We start from the raw sequence: 15318 nt of genomic DNA on the forward strand, positions 1-15318 counted from the left end.
TCACTTCCCCGTCGTCGCCGCCGGAGCCGTCGCCGACAGCGGCGTCGCGATGTCCTCCAGTGACCTCCGCTCCGCCTTCACCGCCAGCGCCGCCGCGACCAGGCCCGCCGCGCACATCAGGCCCGCGCCGATCTGGAAGGCCAGGACCGTGTCGCCGACGACGCCCGACTCGGTCAGCTTCGCGAAGATCAGGGGGCCGCTGATGCCGCCGGCCGCCGTGCCCACCGCGTAGAAGAAGGCGATGGCCATGGCGCGTGTCTCCATCGGGAAGATCTCCGAGACCGTGAGGTACGCGCTGCTCGCGCCCGCCGACGCGAAGAACAGGACCACGCACCAGCAGGCCGTGAGCGTCACGGCGGTGAGCGAGCCGCGGTCGAAGAGCCAGGCCGTGACGAAGAGCAGAACACCCGACACGATGTACGTCGAGGAGATCATGATCCGGCGGCCGACCGTGTCGAAGAGCTTGCCGAGGAAGAGCGGGCCGAGGAAGTTGCCCGCCGCGATGACGGCGAAGTAGTAGCCGGTGCTGCCGGATGGGACGTCGTAGAACTTGGTGAGGATCGCGCCGAAGCCGAACGTGATCGCGTTGTACAGGAACGCCTGGCCGATGAAGAGGGACAGACCGAGGGTCGCGCGCTTCGGGTAGTCGCGGAAGACCGTCTTGGCGATGAGGCCGAAGCCGATGCTCTTGCGCTGGTGGATCGTGATCTCGCGGTCGGGGGGTGGGAGGCGTTCGCCTTTCTCTGCCTCGATCTCGCGTTCCACCGAGGAGACCAGGCGTTCCGCCTCCTCGCCGTGGCCGTGGATGAACTGCCAGCGCGGGCTCTCCGGTACATGGCGGCGTACGAGCAGGATGGCCAGGCCGAGTACGACGCCGAGGGCGAAGGTGAGCCGCCAGCCCAGGTCCTTCGGGAAGATGCTCGTGTTGAGCATGACGACCGAGAGCAGCGAGCCGCCGATCGCGCCCAGCCAGTAGCTGCCGTTGATGATCAGGTCGACGCGGCCCCGGTACTTGGACGGGATCAGCTCGTCGATCGCCGAGTTGATCGCCGCGTACTCACCGCCGATGCCGAAGCCCGTCAGGAAGCGGAAGAGGAAGAACCACCACGCGTCGAAGGAGAGCGACGTGAGGGCCGTGGCGCCGAGGTACACCGCGAGGGTGACCATGAAGAGCTTCTTGCGGCCGTACTTGTCGGTGAGGCGCCCGAAGAACAGCGCCCCGGCGCAGGCACCCGCCACGTAGAGGGCCGCCGCGAGGCCGGTGACCTGGGCCGAGCTGATCGCCAGGCCGCTGCCCTCCTCGGAGAGGCGGCTCGCGATGTTGCCGACGGTGGTGACTTCCAGGCCGTCCAGGATCCAGACCGTGCCGAGACCGATCACGATCATCCAGTGCCAGCGGGACCAGGGCAGCCGGTCCAGGCGGGCGGGGACCGCCGTGGTGACCGTGTTCCCCGCGCCCGGCGCGGGCGGCGGCTGGGGAGGCGTGGACGACGCGGTCATGGCAGGCGACTCCTTCCGCTGCACCCACGTCGCCGGATGCGGTGCGTGTACGTGGGCTACGGCCCCCGCACCACCACCGGACGACGGCCACCTCGACGCCGAGGGGCCCCTCCAGAGTGCCCAGCGAACCCGCGTTCACGCGCGCTGAACTGCGCCTACGCCCCGAGCCGCCGCTACGCCCCCAGCAGCCGCGACACCGTGTAGATCGCGAGGCCTGCCAGGGAGCCGACCACCGTGCCGTTGATCCGGATGAATTGCAGGTCACGGCCGATGTGCGCCTCGATCTTCTTCGAGGTGTGCTCGGCGTCCCAGCCGGCGACGGTGTCGCTGATGAGCGAGGTGATCTCGTCGCGGTACGTCGTCACCACGTACACCGCGGCGCCCTCGACCCAGCCGTCGACCTTCCGCTGGAGCCGGCCGTCCTTCGCCATCCGCGCGCCGAGCGAAAGGAGCGAGGCCCGCACGCGCAGCCGCAGCTCGCTCCGCTCGTCCTCCGCCGCTGCCACGATCATGGCGCGCACGGCCGACCAGGCGGAGGCGATGAGGTCCTGCACCTCGCCGCGGCCGAGCACCTCGCGCTTGAGCCGCTCCACGCGCTCCCGCGTGTCCGAGTCGGACTGAAGGTCGGCGGCGAAGTCCGCGAGGAAACGGTCGACGGCGCCCCGCGCGGGGTGGCCCGGCATGTCCCGCATCTCGGTGACGAAGCGGAGCAGTTCCTTGTAGACCCGCTCGCCGACCCGCTTGTCGACGAACTTCGGGGTCCAGCCGGGCGCTCCGCCCTGCACCGCGTCCATCACCGAGTCGCCGTGCTCGACGAGCCAGTCGTGCGCGCGTACGCAGACGAGGTCCACGACCCGCTTGTGGCCGCCGTCCGCGACGACCTTCTCCAGCATCTTGCCGATGCCCGGGGCGATCTCCTGGGCGTCGGCCCGCCGCGTGATGGCTTCGCCGACGACGGCCTGCACGTCCGAGTCGCGCAGCACCGTCAGGGCGCCGCGCAGGGCCGTGGCGAGCTCGGCCGTCACCCGGTCGGCGTGTTCGGGCTCCGCCAGCCAGGCGCCGAGGCGGCTGCCGATGCCCACGGCGCGCAGACGGCCCCGTACGACATCGGCGGAGAGGAAGTTCTCCCCCACGAAGTCGCCCAGGGAGGCGCCCAGCTGGTCCTTCTTGTTCGGGATGATCGCCGTGTGCGGGATGGGCAGGCCGAGCGGGTGACGGAAGAGCGCCGTGACCGCGAACCAGTCGGCGAGCGCGCCGACCATGCCCGCCTCGGCCGCCGCGGCGACATACCCCGCCCAGGCGCCCGCCCCGGAGTGCTGCGCCCACTTCGCGAGTACGTAGACGACGGCGACCAGGACGAGCAGCCCCGTCGCCGTGATCTTCATACGGCGGACGCCCCGGCGCTTCTCCTCGTCGGCGGGGCTGTAGACGAGGCCGCCCTTCATGGGCCCCGCGGGTGCCCGCGCCGGTTCCCGTATGGGCTCCTTTGCGCCATTCGGGGGGCCTTCGGTGCCGGAAGTGCCGCCCGTCTCAGTCGGATCCTCCGCGTTTGCGCGTTCCACTCACTCCACCCGTCCCGTGCCGCTGTGCCGATGCCACTGTTCCCGTGCCACTGTTCCGGTGCCCCGCGTCCCGTGTCCTGATTGTCCCCATGCCCTGTGTTCTACGTCCCTCCTGACCTACTCCTGGAACGAACGACAAGTTCCCGGCGTCTGATAAGAGCGGAGGGGGGCAGTGTCGGCCGTCTCCCGGCCCATGCCGCATCATGGGGTGATCACACCGGAGCCTCGGGGCTCCCCCTGCCCGAGGAGAAAGAGCCCGCATGACCAAGCGACACGGTTATGCCCTTCTCGCCGCGGTCCTCGCGGTCATAGTGGTGATTTCAGGCGCCATATACATCGGTGTCTCCGGCAGCGACGACGGCTCGCAGGACACCATCAGCGCCGGTGGCCGCAACCCCCGCAACTCCGCCGCGCCCGCCTCCTCCGGCATCTGGGTCGGCTCCTGGTCCGCCTCCCCCGCGGGGTTCGAACCGGGCACGGAGCGGAAGGGGTTCGCGGGCCGCTCGGTCCGTAACGTCGTGCACACCAGCGTCGGCGGCACCAGCGCCCGCATCACCCTTTCGAACCTGTACGGGACGACACCGCTCAGCGTCACGCACGCCTCGATCGCCCTCGCCTCCGCGTCGAACAGCCCCGCCGCGGCGGCCGGCACGCTGCGCAGGCTCACCTTCAACGGCAACACGTCGGTGGTGATCCCGCCGGGCGCCCAGGTGATGAGCGACGCGGCGCGGCTGCGCGTGCCGCACGACGCGGACCTGCTCGTCACGACGTACTCGCCGACCCCGTCCGGCCCCGTCACCTACCACCCGCACGCGCGCCAGATCAGCTACGTCGCGGAGGGCGACCGCACCGAGGACCAGCTGGGCGACGCGTACACGGAGCAGAGCCCGTACTGGCGTTACCTCACCGCGGTGGACGTCCTCAGCAACGAGACCGACGGCACCGTCGTCGTCTTCGGCGACTCCATCACCGACGGCATCTCGTCCACGATGGGCGCCAACCGGCGCTGGACCGACGTCCTCGCCGACCGGCTGCGCACCGAGTCGGGCGCGCCCCGTTACGGCGTCGCCAACCAGGGCATCAGCGGCAACCGCATCCTCTCCGACGGGAACGGCAGCCCCGCCGTCAACCCGAGCGGGCTCTCCCGGTTCGACCGGGACGTCCTCGACCGGACCGGGGTCAAGGCCGTGGTCATCGCGCTCGGCGTCAACGACATCCTGCGCAACCCGCACCAGAACGATCCCGACCGCATCGTCGAGGGGCTGCGCGAGCTGACCCGGCAGGCGCACACGCGCGGGCTGCGGGTCGTCGGGGCGACGCTGATGCCCTTCGGGGGGCATCGGGGGTACGAGCCCGCCCTGGAGGACGTGCGGCAGGCCGTCAACGCGGAGATCCGCTCGGGGAGGGTCTTCGACGAGGTCGTCGACTTCGACCGGGCGTTGCGGGATCCGTACGATCCGCGGAGGCTGCGGAAGCTGTACGACTCCGGGGATCATCTGCATCCGTCCGATGCGGGGTATCGCCGGATGGCGGAGACTTTTAATCTCTCTCACCTGAAGGGGTCGGCGGCGGCTGAGCTCTGACCGCCGCCCCGTGGTCCCCTGCGGGTCGCCGGGGCTGGGGTTTTGCGCAGTTCCCCGCGCCCCTGGGGTACCCGTCGCGGCCCGCGCCTCAGCCTGCGGGTAGCCCGTGGCTGGGGTTTTGCGCAGTTCCCCGCGCCCCTGGGGTACCCGTCGCCCTATGCTCGGTTCTCCTTGCGGGATTCCTTGCGTTGGAGTTTTTCTCTGCGGCGTTCTTCCTTCAGGCGGAGTTTCTCGATCTTGCGGATCTTGCGGTCGACGCCTACGCCGCCCATGAGGGCGAAGCCCTTGACGACGACCCGGGGTGAGCCGGGGGTGCCCTCGCCGGTCGCCTTGTCGTCGAAGCCGCCCATGATGCCGAAGCCCTTGACGACGACGGTCATCTCGGGCGGCACGGTGACCTGAAGGCCGCCCATGATCGTGAAGCAGCGGATCTCCACGTCGCGCTCCGTGAACCGTGCCTCGCGCAGGTCGATGTCGCCGCCGCCCCACAGCGCGAAGCCGGTGAACTGCCGGCCGACCACCCAGCCGCCCTTGCGGCTGAACCCGCCCCAGACGGCGATCCCGGCGGTCGACGACGGTTCGCCGGTCGTCATCCGCTCGTCCCAGTCGATGGCGGTGGGGTGGTCGTCGCCCGCCCGCTTCACCATGGACACCTTGGCGCCGTGCGCGGGCAGGTCGCGGGTGAGGGGCTCCAGCTCCCCGTACGTACGGGCCTTGTACGTCGCGTCCAGGCGCTCCTCGAACTCCGTCATGTCGAGGCGGCCCTCCGCCATCGCGTCCCGGAGCTGTTCGGCCACCCGCTCACGGTCGGCGTCCGACGCCCGCAGGTCGGGCAGGTCGGGACGGGCGGGAACGTCGGGGAGATCGGCGCGATCGAGGCGGTCGTCACTCATAAGCACGAAGCCTACGAGGTCGGCTTCTCGGCGTACATCTTCGCGATGACCGCCTCGATGTCCGGCTCCCTGACCGAGAGGTCGGCCAGCGGGTAGCGCGCCGCGATCCGCGCGACAAGCGGAGCCGCCGACTCCGCCGCGGGGAAGGCGAGCCACTGCCGCGGCCCCTCCACCTTCACCACCCGTGCCGACTCCGACTCCACCTCGATCGGCGGGAGTTCCCGGTCGAAGTCGACCACCAGCGTGCGCTCGCTCTCGCCCACCTCGTGCAGGCCCTCCAACGGACCGTCGTACATCAGACGCCCGTGGTCGATCACCATGACCCGCTTGCAGAGCTGCTCGATGTCGGTGAGGTCGTGGGTGGTGAGGAGGACCGTCGTGCCCGCCTGCTGGTTCAAGTCCCGCAGGAACGCACGGACCTTGGCCTTGCTGATGACGTCCAGGCCGATCGTCGGCTCGTCCAGGTACAGCACCTCGGGGTCGTGCAGCAGCGCCGCCGCGATGTCGCCCCGCATCCGCTGCCCCAGGGACAGTTGGCGCACCGGGACGTCCAACAGGGTTGCGAGCTCCAGGAGTTCTACGCAGCGGTCCAGGTTCTCGGCGTAACGGGCGTCCGGGATGCGGTACATGCGGTGCATCAGGCGGTACGAGTCGATCAGCGGCAGGTCCCACCAGAGCGTCGTGCGCTGGCCGAAGACCACGCCGATGCGGCGGGCGAGCTTCGCGCGCTCCCGTGACGGGTCGATGCCCGCCACCCGCAGGCGGCCGCCGCTCGGGGTGAGGATGCCCGTCAGCATCTTGATCGTCGTCGACTTGCCCGCGCCGTTCGGGCCGATGTAGCCGACCATCTCGCCGCGCGGCACGGTGAAGGAGAGGTGGTCGACGGCCCGCACCTCGTGCCGCTCCCGCCGCAGGAAGCCCGTCTTCCTGCGGACGTCGAAGACCTTCTCGACGCCGTCCAGCTCGATGAGGGGTTCCGCCATGTCGGTTCAGCTCCCTGTGCTGCGGTACGAACGGAGACCCGCGCGCCAGGCGAGCCCGGCGAGCGCGAGACAGCCCGCGGCCACCAGTGGCGGCATGAACGCCACCCACGTCGGCAGGTCCAGCGGATAGGGCCGCCCGAGGACGTACAGCGCGGGCAGCCAGTTGACGAAGGCGAGCGGCAGGACGAAGGTGACGCCGCGCACCAGGTCCTTGGCGAAGACGGTCGGCGGATACTGGAGCAGTGTCGTACCGCCGTACGTGAAGGCGTTCTGCACCTCGGCCGCGTCCTGCGCCAGGAACTGGAAGGCCCCGCCCGCCACGAACACGGCCCCGAAGATGCCCGCCCCGCTCAGCAGCATCAGCGGCACCATCAGGACCTTCAGCGGCGTCCAGTCGATGTCCAGGACCACGAGCGCGTACGTGAGGACCAGCGCGCCCTGCGTGAAGCGGCCGATCCTGTGCAGCCCGAAGCGGTCGGCCGCGACCTGCGCGATGACCGGGGCGGGCCGCACCAGGAGCGTGTCGAGCGTGCCGTCCCGCACCCGTCTGCCGAGCCGGTTCATGGACCCGAGGGCCAGGTCGGTGAGGCCGAAGGCGGTGCACGAGGCGCCGTACAGGAACGCGATCTCGGCGAGCGAGTACCCACCGAGCCGGTCCACCTGGGAGAACATCAGCAGGATCGCGACGAAGTCGAACGCGGTCACCGCGAAGTTGCCGAGCGCCGTCATCGCGAACGACACGCGGTACGCCATGAGGGAGCGGATCCACATGGCGGAGATCAGCCGGTAGGCGCGCAGCCCGTCCCGCACCTGGACGAGCCTCTCGCGGACCTGTCGCAGGTCAGCCACCCTGGACCACCACCCGTCGCGTGGCCACGCCCTGGAGCAGCCGTCCGGCCGTGAGCAGCGCCGCCGCCCAGCCGAGCTGGAAGGCGTACATCCGCAGCAGTCCGGCGCCCGAGTACTCGCCGAGGAATACGTCGGCGGGCACCTGGAGCAGCGCCGACCAGGGCAGCGCGCGGGCGAACTCGCCGAGCGCGCCGGGGAAGACGTTCAGCGGGAGCAGCATCCCGGAGAAGAAGGTGCCCGCGAGCATCGCCACCTGGGTGGTGCCGGCGCCGTCCATCAGCCAGAAGGCGGAGAGCGCCACCAGGAACCGGAGCGCGAAGCTGACCACCGTGCCGAGCAGGACGGCGAGCAGGAACGCCAGCCAGCGCAGCGCGTCCGGGGGCAGCGTCAGGTCGAAGACGAACGAGCCGAAGATCATCGGCAGGATCCCGCGTCCGATCAGCTGGAACGCGGCCCGGCCGAGGTCGGTGGCGAACCACCAGGCCTGGAGGTCGGCGGGCCGGTAGAGGTCGACGGCGATGTCCCCGGTGCGGATCCGCTCGATCAGCTCGTTCTCGAAGCCGCCGCCCATCAGCGCCATCGCGGTGAGCAGGCCCTGGCCGAGCCAGACATAGGTGAGCGCCTGCGACTGGTCGTAGCCGCCGAGGCCGGGCCGCTCGTCCCAGAGCGCCACGTAGGTGTAGGCGAGAATGAGGCCGAAGACCGTATTGGTGAACACCCCGGCAGCCGTCGCCACCCGGTACGTGGCGTATCTGCGGAAGCTCCCTCCGGTGACGGCCGCGTACAAACGGAACCGTCCTGCACGCACGAGCATCCCTTTCACCGTGGGCTTCGTCCCGAACCGGGCCAAAGCGCTGGAGCCTAGTGCGATCGGGGTCGCTCGTGCCAGGCATTTTCGGCGTGCGGGCGCGTGCCTGGTCACGAACGCGTGTGAGCAGGGTGTGCAATGGGGTGGCGATGGGGTTGCCATGGGGGTTTACGAGGCGTGCTGGACGTACGACGCTAACCGGGAGTTCCGCAAGACATGAGTGACGAGCCGCAGCAGCAAGGTCCTGCCGGGCAGCAGGGTCCTGCCGGGTGCCAGGGCGGGAAGCCCAAGGAGCCGCAGGACACGCCCGAGGACGCGGCGACCGACGACGACACGACTCCCACCGAGGCGACCCCCGCGACTCCCGCGGCTCCCCCGGCCCCCGCCGGAGCCGCGGCTTCCGTGGTCCCGTCGGGCTCCGTCGACGGCGAGAAGGCCGAGGCCGGCAAGGAGAAGAAGGCCAAGAAGGCCAAGCGTCCCAAGCGCAAGGGCTGGCGGCGGATCTTCCCGACCTGGCGCATGGTCCTCGGCGGCTTCATCCTGCTCGTCCTGCTGTGCGTCGGCGGCTTCGTGGCGGGCTACATGCTGGTCGACATCCCGCCGGCGAACGCCGCGGCCACCAAGCAGAGCAACGTCTACCTGTACTCCGACGGCACCCAGATCGCCCGCGACGGCGAGGTCAACCGCGAGAAGGTGCCCCTCAAGCAGGTCCCGCTCACCGTCCAGCACGCGGTGCTCGCCGCCGAGGACCGCGACTTCTACGGCGAGTCCGCGGTCGACCCGAAGGCGATGATCCGCGCGGCCTGGAACACGGTCACCGGCAAGGGCAAGCAGTCCGGCTCCACGATCACCCAGCAGTACGTGAAGAACTACTACCTGGGCCAGGAGCAGACGGTCACCCGCAAGGTGAAGGAGTTCTTCATCTCGATCAAGCTGGACCGGGAGGTGAGCAAGAACGACATCCTGGAGGGCTACCTCAACACCAGCTACTTCGGCCGCAACGCGTACGGCGTGCAGGCCGCCGCCCAGGCGTACTACGGCAAGAACGTCCAGGACCTGACGGTCGGCCAGGGCGCCTACCTCGCCACCCTCCTCAACTCCCCCAACGCCTACGACGTCGCCACGCACCCCGAGAACAAGCAGCGCGCCGCGGGCCGCTGGAACTACGTCCTGGACGGCATGGTCAAGGAGGGCTGGCTCAGCCGCTCCGACCGGGCGAAGACGAAGTTCCCGATGCCGGACGAGGCGAAGGGCGCGGCGGGGCTGTCGGGTCAGCGCGGCTATGTCGTGAAGGCCGTGGAGGACTATCTGACGGCCAACAAGATCATCGATGAGGACACTCTCGCCAAGGGCGGCTACCGCATCACCACGACCCTCCAGAAGGACCGCCAGGACGCCTTCAAGAAGGCCGTCGACGAGGAGGTCATGTCGAAGGTCGACAAGGACGCCCGCAAGGTCGACCGCAACGTCCGCGCGGGTGGCGCCTCGATCGACCCGGCCACCGGCAAGGTCGTCGCCATGTACGGGGGCATCGACTACACCAAGCAGTACGTCAACAACGCGACCCGCCGCGACTACCAGGTCGGATCCACGTTCAAGCCGTTCGTCTTCACCTCCGCGGTGGAGAACGGCTCGGTCACCCAGGACGGCCGGCCGATCACCCCGAACACCGTCTACGACGGCACCAACAAGCGTCCCGTCCAGGGCTGGAGCGGCGGTTCGTACGCCCCGGAGAACGAGGACCACGTCAACTACGGCGACATCACCGTCCGCACCGCCACCGACAAGTCCGTGAACTCGGTGTACGCGCAGATGGCCGTCGACGTCGGCTCCGACAAGGTCAAGGACACCGCCGTCGCCCTCGGCGTACCCCGGACCACCCCCGACCTGACCGCGTCCCCGTCGATCGCGCTCGGCCCGTCCACCGCGAGCGTCCTCGACATGACCGAGGCGTACGCGACGCTGGCGAACCACGGCAAGCACGGCACGTACACGCTCGTCGAGAAGATCACCAAGGACGGCGACGAGATCGCGCTGCCGGAGCCGAAGACCCGGCAGGCCGTGAGCCGCGAGGCCGCCGACACCACCACCTCGATCCTTCAGAGCGTCGTCCAGGGCGGCACCGGTACGGCGGCGCAGGGCGCGGGCCGGCCGGCCGCGGGCAAGACCGGCACCGCGGAGAACGACACGGCGGCCTGGTTCGCGGGCTACACCCCGGACCTCGCCACGGTCGTCGCGGTGATGGGCCAGGACCCCGAGACGGGCGCCCACACCCCGCTGTACGGCGCGCTCGGCGAGGCCCGCATCAACGGCGGTGGCTATCCGGCGCGCGTCTGGGCCGAGTTCACCAAGGACGCCCTGGAGGGCAAGCCCGTCAAGGACTTCGACCTGGAGCTGGAGCAGGGCGCGGACGTGCCCGAGGTGCCCGACCCGACGACGGGCGGCACCGACGAGCCCGGCACGGGCGGCACCACGGACGGCGGCGCCACCACCGGCGGCGAGCAGGACACCGGCGGCACCACGGGCGGCCCGGACACCGGTGGCGGCGCCACCACGGGCGGGCAGGACGGCGGCGGCCAGACCGGCGGTCAGACAGGTGGGCAGGACGGCGGCCAGACGGGTGACCCGACCGGCGGCCAGGACCCCGGCGGGGCCGCCGACGGAGGCGCCGCCGACGGCGGACCGACGGACGGCGGGGCCCAGGGCGGGCCGACGGGCGGCGGCACCGACACGGGCGGAGGGGCGGTCGACGGCGGCACGGACGACGGGGGCGCGATCGGCTTCCCGGAGGGCTAGGGCCTGCCCGGGGGCCGCGGCGCGCCCCCGGGTCCCCAGCGCCTCCTAGTGGCCCGAGGTCGCCTTCAGGCCGACCACGGCCACCAGCAGCAGACAGACAAAGAAGATCCGGGCGGCGGTGACCGGCTCACCCAGGATGACCATGCCGAGCACCGCCGCCCCGGCCGCGCCGATGCCGACCCAGACTCCGTAGGCCGTACCGATCGGCAGCGTCTTCGCGGCCTGCGACAACAGCATCATGCTGGCGACGATGCCCACGCCCGTGAACAGGCTGGGCCACAGCCGCGTGAAGCCGTCCGTGTACTTCATCCCGATCGACCAGCCCACTTCGAGCAGTCCGGCGACGATCAGCAGAACCCAGGCCATGACGGCACCTCCGACGAGTAGAAACGCTCAGCGCGTTACCTGATGGGGGTGCGTCGTCTTTGCGATAACCCGGTACGGCGCGTCTCGTCGGGGTCCTTCCACGGTAGCAAAGCCCATGGAGAAGGGCTGGTGACGATGGTCACCAGCCCTCTGGGCGAAAGTCCGCGGGGCCCCTACAGATACAGGCCCGTCGAGTCCTCCGACCCCTCGAACCGGTCGGCGGCCACGGCGTGCAGATCGCGCTCGCGCATGAGGACGTAGGCCACGCCCCGCACCTCGACTTCGGCGCGGTCCTCCGGGTCGTACAGGACCCGGTCGCCCGGCTCGACCGTCCGGACGTTCTGCCCGACCGCGACCACCTCGGCCCAGGCGAGCCGCTTGCCCACGGCGGCGGTCGCGGGGATCAGGATGCCGCCGCCGGAGCGCCGCTCGCCCTCGCTGGTGTCCTGCCGCACGAGCACGCGGTCGTGCAGCATGCGGATGGGCAGCTTGTCGTCGTGGGGGGTCTGGGAGGTCTTCTCGCTCACGACCCCGAACCTACCTGGCCGGGCGGGCTCCGTGGATCCCCGGGTCACCACTCACTTGCGCCGGCGCGAGCTCATCACGAGGAGCCCGACGAGACCCACCGCCACCAGGGCGACCGGCACGATCCGCTCGATGCGCGGCGAGCCGTCCGCCGAGACCAGCTGGCCCCGCACGTCCGAGACGATGCGGTTCGCCCCGACGTACGCCCGGCCGAGGGAGTTGTCCACGCTGGAGACGACCTTCGCCTTGGCGTCACCGACGATCGTCTTCGGGTGGACGCGCACCCCGATCTCGTCGAGGGTCTCGGCCAGCTGGTCGCGCCGGCGCTTGATGTCCGCCTCGATCTGCGCAGGGGTCCTGGCATCCGACACCGCGCTGCCTCCGTGGTCGTATCGATGATGTGGACGTGAACTGTGACCACAGTCTGTCAGCTTCGCGCGCGCCGCACCCCACGGCACCCCTATTACGCTCGACTCCGTCACCCGACCCTTCGCGCAGCACCCGTACGAGGAGAGCGACCATGAGCGAGCGACTACAGCCCGGCGACACCGCCCCCGCCTTCACCCTGCCCGACGCCGACGGCAAGGACGTCTCGCTGGCCGACCACAAGGGCCGCAAGGTCATCGTCTACTTCTACCCGGCCGCCCTCACCCCCGGCTGCACCAAGCAGGCCTGCGACTTCACGGACAACCTCGACGTGCTCGCCGCCGCCGGTTACGACGTGATCGGCGTGTCGCCGGACAAGCCGGAGAAGCTCGCCAAGTTCCGCGAGCAGGAGAACCTCAAGGTCACGCTGGTCGGCGACCCGTCCAAGGAGACGCTGGCCGCGTACGGCGCCTTCGGCGAGAAGAAGCTGTACGGCAAGACGGTGACGGGCGTGATCCGCTCGACCGTGGTGGTCGACGAGCAGGGCAAGGTCGAGCACGCGTTCTACAACGTGAAGGCGACGGGCCACGTGGCGAAGATCATCAAGGATCTCGGCGTCTGAGCCGTGCCGGTCTCCTGCGCCGTGCTGTGACGAAGCCCCCCTTCGCGGGGGCTTCCGTTTGCAACGGCCATCTTCGAGCAAGTGATCTCACGGGGACTTGTACGAAGAACGAAAGGAACCACTCCATGGCGGCCCACGAAGAGCTCGACGCCGAGGCCGACCCCGAGGCGATGAGACGCCACCGGACCCTGTTCCGGGCCGTGAAGCGCCGCAGGAACCCTCCTCTGCGCCGCACGGACATCACCGTCACGGACGAGGCAGCGGTCAAGCGGGCCGTCAAGGCGGCCTCGCTCGGCAACGCCATGGAATGGTTCGACTTCGGCATCTACAGCTATCTGGCCGTCACCATCGGCCATGTGTTCTTTCCGTCCGGGAACGACACGGCACAGCTGATCTCCTCCTTCGCCACCTTCGCGGTCTCCTTCCTGGTCCGCCCCATCGGCGGCATGGTCTTCGGCCCGATGGGCGACAAGATCGGCCGCAAGAAGGTCCTCGCCCTTACGATGATCATGATGGCGATCGGCACGCTCGCCATCGGCCTGATCCCGTCCTACGCGACGATCGGCTTCTGGGCGCCGGTCCTGCTGATCTTCTTCCGCCTGGTGCAGGGCTTCTCGACGGGCGGTGAGTACGGCGGCGCCTCGACCTTCATCGCCGAGTACGCCCCCGACAAGCGCCGCGGCTACTTCGGCAGCTTCCTGGAGCTCGGCACGCTCGCCGGCTACACGGGCGCGGCCGGACTCGTCCTCATCCTCAACACCGCCCTCGGCTCGGACGCCATGGAGTCGTGGGGCTGGCGCGTGCCGTTCCTCGTCGCGGGCCCGCTCGGCCTCGTCGGCCTCTATCTCCGGCTGAAGCTGGACGAGACCCCGGCCTTCCAGAAGATGGAGGACGCGACCTTCCACTCGGCGACCGAGGGCGCCTCCACGGTGGAGACCACGGCCAAGGGCGACCTGGCGAAGATCTTCCGCGACTACTGGCCGACGCTGATCCTATGCATCGCGCTGGTCGGCGCGTACAACGTCACGGACTACATGCTCCTGTCGTACATGCCGACGTACCTCTCGGACGAGCTCGGGTACGACGACTCGCACGGGCTGCTCATCCTCATCGGCACGATGATCGTCCTGATGCTGATCATGAACCAGGTCGGCAAGCTGTCGGACCGCTTCGGCCGCAAGCCGCTCCTGATGACGGGCATGCTGGGCTTCCTCGTCCTCTCCGTCCCCGCCTTCCTGCTGATCAAGCAGGGCAGCCTGCCGGCGGTCTCCGGGGGCATGCTCCTGCTCGGTCTCTCCCTCGTCTGCCTCCTCGGCACGATGTCGGCGACCCTGCCCGCCCTCTTCCCCACGTCGGTCCGCTACGGCTCGCTCTCCGTCGGCTACAACCTCTCCGCCTCCCTCTTCGGCGGCACGGCCCCCCTGGTGATCACCTCGCTGATCAGCGTGACAGGCACGGACATGGTCCCGGCGTACTACTCGATGGCGGCGGCCCTGGTCGGCGTCATCGCGGTGGCCTGCATGAAGGAGACGGCCCAGAAGCCACTGTCGGGCTCGCCGCCCTCGGTGGAGACGAAGGAGGAGGCGGCGGAGATGGTCGAGGCCCAGGCGACGGCGCCGCGGTTCTGACGGGGAATCCCGCGATCAGCCGCAGGCCGCCTGCCCGGTACGATGGCAGGCGGCTGGCGGCGGTGGCGCAACGGCGACGCAGCAGACTTAGGATCTGTGGCCCTTGATCGGGCTTGAGGGTTCGAATCCCTTCCGCCGCACGTGAATGGCCTGCGAATCGACGAGACGATCCGCAGGCCATTTCTGTGCGCCGCTCAGCCCGGCAGCTTCAGCCGAGGAGCTCCCGCACCACCGGCGCCAGCGCCCGGAACGCCTCGCCCCGGTGGCTGATCGCGTTCTTCTCCTCCGCCGTCAGCTCCGCGCAGGTGCGCGTCTCGCCGTCCGGCTGGAGGATCGGGTCGTAGCCGAAGCCGCCGGAGCCCGCGGGGGCGGTGCGCAGGGTGCCGCGCAGCCGGCCCTCCACCACGCGTTCCGTGCCGTCGGGCAGGGCCAGGGCCGCCGCGCAGGCGAAGTGGGCGGCGCGGTGGGGTGCGGAGATGTCGGAGAGCTGGGCCAGGAGCAGGTTCAGGTTCGCGGTGTCGTCGCCGTGGCGGCCGGCCCAGCGGGCGGAGAAGATGCCGGGGGCGCCGCCGAGGACGTCGACGCAGAGGCCCGAGTCGTCGGCGACGGCGGGCAGGCCCGTGGCCCGGGCGAGGGCGTGGGCCTTGAGGAGGGCGTTCTCGGCGAAGGTGACGCCGGTTTCCTTGACGTCGGGGATCTCGGGGTAGGCGTCCGCGCCGACGAGCTCGTGCGTGAGGCCTGCGTCCGCGAGGATCGCCCTCAGTTCCGTGATCTTGCCGGTGTTGCGGGTGGCGAGGATGAGGCGGGTCATGCCTCTCAGTATCGCCGCCCCCCACA

At 70.1% G+C, this 15318-nt stretch carries 14 protein-coding genes, 1 tRNA gene and 1 riboswitch; of the genes, 5 read left to right on the forward strand and 10 right to left on the reverse strand.

Translation table 11 applies throughout. From position 1 onward, the window contains the following. Both ACZ4Z4_RS03775 and ACZ4Z4_RS03780 read right to left on the reverse strand, forming a co-directional pair. On the reverse strand, positions 1 to 1500 hold the full coding sequence (locus tag ACZ4Z4_RS03775; RefSeq protein WP_468321615.1) for an MFS transporter: 1500 nt from the start codon (positions 1498 to 1500) through the stop codon (positions 1 to 3). Positions 1501 to 1673: 173 nt separating this feature from the next. Continuing rightward, positions 1674 to 2945 (reverse strand): DUF445 domain-containing protein, encoded by a 1272-nt coding sequence (locus ACZ4Z4_RS03780; RefSeq protein ID WP_468321617.1) that lies wholly within the window; start codon positions 2943 to 2945, stop codon positions 1674 to 1676. A 377-nt stretch (positions 2946 to 3322) separates the two neighbouring features. Here ACZ4Z4_RS03780 and ACZ4Z4_RS03785 point away from each other — a divergent pair, with 377 nt between their 5' ends. Next, the gene (locus ACZ4Z4_RS03785; RefSeq protein ID WP_468321619.1) at positions 3323 to 4645 is read left to right on the forward strand and encodes an SGNH/GDSL hydrolase family protein; all 1323 of its coding nucleotides are present in this window, start codon (positions 3323 to 3325) and stop codon (positions 4643 to 4645) included. Between the two features lie 155 nt (positions 4646 to 4800). Here the strand turns inward: ACZ4Z4_RS03785 and ACZ4Z4_RS03790 are convergent, their stop codons facing one another. Genes ACZ4Z4_RS03790 through ACZ4Z4_RS03805 form a run of 4 tightly spaced genes read right to left on the reverse strand, consistent with a single transcriptional unit; the run spans position 4801 to position 8184 of the window. Next, a complete protein-coding gene (locus tag ACZ4Z4_RS03790; RefSeq protein ID WP_468321622.1) occupies positions 4801 to 5538 on the reverse strand; it encodes a DUF1707 SHOCT-like domain-containing protein in 738 nt (245 codons plus the stop codon). Positions 5539 to 5549: 11 nt separating this feature from the next. Next, the gene (locus ACZ4Z4_RS03795) at positions 5550 to 6521 is read right to left on the reverse strand and encodes an ABC transporter ATP-binding protein (RefSeq protein WP_468321624.1); all 972 of its coding nucleotides are present in this window, start codon (positions 6519 to 6521) and stop codon (positions 5550 to 5552) included. Positions 6522 to 6527: 6 nt separating this feature from the next. Then, positions 6528 to 7370, reverse strand: coding sequence for an ABC transporter permease (locus ACZ4Z4_RS03800; RefSeq protein WP_468321626.1), 843 nt, complete (start codon positions 7368 to 7370; stop codon positions 6528 to 6530). Then, entirely contained in the window at positions 7363 to 8184 is an 822-nt protein-coding gene (locus ACZ4Z4_RS03805) for an ABC transporter permease (protein ID WP_468321629.1), read from the reverse strand. Before ACZ4Z4_RS03805 ends, ACZ4Z4_RS03800 begins: the two co-directional genes overlap by 8 nt. A 210-nt stretch (positions 8185 to 8394) precedes the next feature. Between ACZ4Z4_RS03805 and ACZ4Z4_RS03810 the strand changes: the two genes are divergently transcribed. Continuing rightward, the gene (locus ACZ4Z4_RS03810) at positions 8395 to 10974 is read left to right on the forward strand and encodes a transglycosylase domain-containing protein (protein WP_468321631.1); all 2580 of its coding nucleotides are present in this window, start codon (positions 8395 to 8397) and stop codon (positions 10972 to 10974) included. Between the two features lie 45 nt (positions 10975 to 11019). Here ACZ4Z4_RS03810 and ACZ4Z4_RS03815 read toward each other — a convergent pair whose 3' ends face one another. From ACZ4Z4_RS03815 to ACZ4Z4_RS03825, 3 genes are all read right to left on the reverse strand, one after another. Next, a complete protein-coding gene (locus ACZ4Z4_RS03815) occupies positions 11020 to 11340 on the reverse strand; it encodes a DMT family transporter (RefSeq protein WP_361166116.1) in 321 nt (106 codons plus the stop codon). 47 nt (positions 11341 to 11387) lie between these two features. Continuing rightward, positions 11388 to 11453, reverse strand: a riboswitch (guanidine-III (ykkC-III) riboswitch). Positions 11454 to 11513: 60 nt separating this feature from the next. Beyond that, a complete protein-coding gene (locus ACZ4Z4_RS03820; protein ID WP_055568690.1) occupies positions 11514 to 11816 on the reverse strand; it encodes a GroES family chaperonin in 303 nt (100 codons plus the stop codon). A gap of 102 nt (positions 11817 to 11918) precedes the next feature. Further along, positions 11919 to 12236 (reverse strand): DUF3618 domain-containing protein, encoded by a 318-nt coding sequence (locus tag ACZ4Z4_RS03825; protein WP_468321633.1) that lies wholly within the window; start codon positions 12234 to 12236, stop codon positions 11919 to 11921. A gap of 149 nt (positions 12237 to 12385) precedes the next feature. On the opposite strand from ACZ4Z4_RS03825, the gene bcp reads away from it, so the two are divergent. The 3 genes from bcp (at position 12386) to ACZ4Z4_RS03840 (ending at position 14621) form a co-directional block, all read left to right on the forward strand. Continuing rightward, entirely contained in the window at positions 12386 to 12853 is a 468-nt protein-coding gene (bcp, locus tag ACZ4Z4_RS03830; RefSeq protein WP_468321636.1) for a thioredoxin-dependent thiol peroxidase, read from the forward strand. Between the two features lie 125 nt (positions 12854 to 12978). Continuing rightward, the gene (gene proP / locus ACZ4Z4_RS03835; protein ID WP_468321638.1) at positions 12979 to 14481 is read left to right on the forward strand and encodes a glycine betaine/L-proline transporter ProP; all 1503 of its coding nucleotides are present in this window, start codon (positions 12979 to 12981) and stop codon (positions 14479 to 14481) included. A gap of 56 nt (positions 14482 to 14537) precedes the next feature. Continuing rightward, positions 14538 to 14621, forward strand: a tRNA-Leu gene (locus ACZ4Z4_RS03840). 68 nt (positions 14622 to 14689) lie between these two features. Here the strand turns inward: ACZ4Z4_RS03840 and rdgB are convergent. Continuing rightward, a complete protein-coding gene (gene rdgB / locus ACZ4Z4_RS03845; RefSeq protein WP_468321641.1) occupies positions 14690 to 15292 on the reverse strand; it encodes an RdgB/HAM1 family non-canonical purine NTP pyrophosphatase in 603 nt (200 codons plus the stop codon). Positions 15293 to 15318 lie beyond the last annotated feature (26 nt).

The sequence above is a fragment of the Streptomyces sp. NPDC030245 genome (assembly GCF_055572995.1).

Excerpts from the sequence above, each read along its gene's own strand:
- ACZ4Z4_RS03780 (WP_468321617.1), bottom strand. The coding sequence starts at position 2,945 with ATGAAGGGCGGCCTCGTCTACAGCCCCGCCGACGAGGAGAAGCGCCGG.
- proP (WP_468321638.1), top strand. The coding sequence starts at position 12,979 with ATGGCGGCCCACGAAGAGCTCGACGCCGAGGCCGACCCCGAGGCGATG.
- ACZ4Z4_RS03820 (WP_055568690.1), bottom strand. The coding sequence starts at position 11,816 with ATGCTGCACGACCGCGTGCTCGTGCGGCAGGACACCAGCGAGGGCGAG.
- rdgB (WP_468321641.1), bottom strand. The coding sequence starts at position 15,292 with ATGACCCGCCTCATCCTCGCCACCCGCAACACCGGCAAGATCACGGAA.
- bcp (WP_468321636.1), top strand. The coding sequence starts at position 12,386 with ATGAGCGAGCGACTACAGCCCGGCGACACCGCCCCCGCCTTCACCCTG.
- ACZ4Z4_RS03775 (WP_468321615.1), bottom strand. The coding sequence starts at position 1,500 with ATGACCGCGTCGTCCACGCCTCCCCAGCCGCCGCCCGCGCCGGGCGCG.
- ACZ4Z4_RS03795 (WP_468321624.1), bottom strand. The coding sequence starts at position 6,521 with ATGGCGGAACCCCTCATCGAGCTGGACGGCGTCGAGAAGGTCTTCGAC.
- ACZ4Z4_RS03790 (WP_468321622.1), bottom strand. The coding sequence starts at position 5,538 with ATGAGTGACGACCGCCTCGATCGCGCCGATCTCCCCGACGTTCCCGCC.
- ACZ4Z4_RS03805 (WP_468321629.1), bottom strand. The coding sequence starts at position 8,184 with ATGCTCGTGCGTGCAGGACGGTTCCGTTTGTACGCGGCCGTCACCGGA.
- ACZ4Z4_RS03810 (WP_468321631.1), top strand. The coding sequence starts at position 8,395 with ATGAGTGACGAGCCGCAGCAGCAAGGTCCTGCCGGGCAGCAGGGTCCT.
- ACZ4Z4_RS03785 (WP_468321619.1), top strand. The coding sequence starts at position 3,323 with ATGACCAAGCGACACGGTTATGCCCTTCTCGCCGCGGTCCTCGCGGTC.
- ACZ4Z4_RS03815 (WP_361166116.1), bottom strand. The coding sequence starts at position 11,340 with ATGGCCTGGGTTCTGCTGATCGTCGCCGGACTGCTCGAAGTGGGCTGG.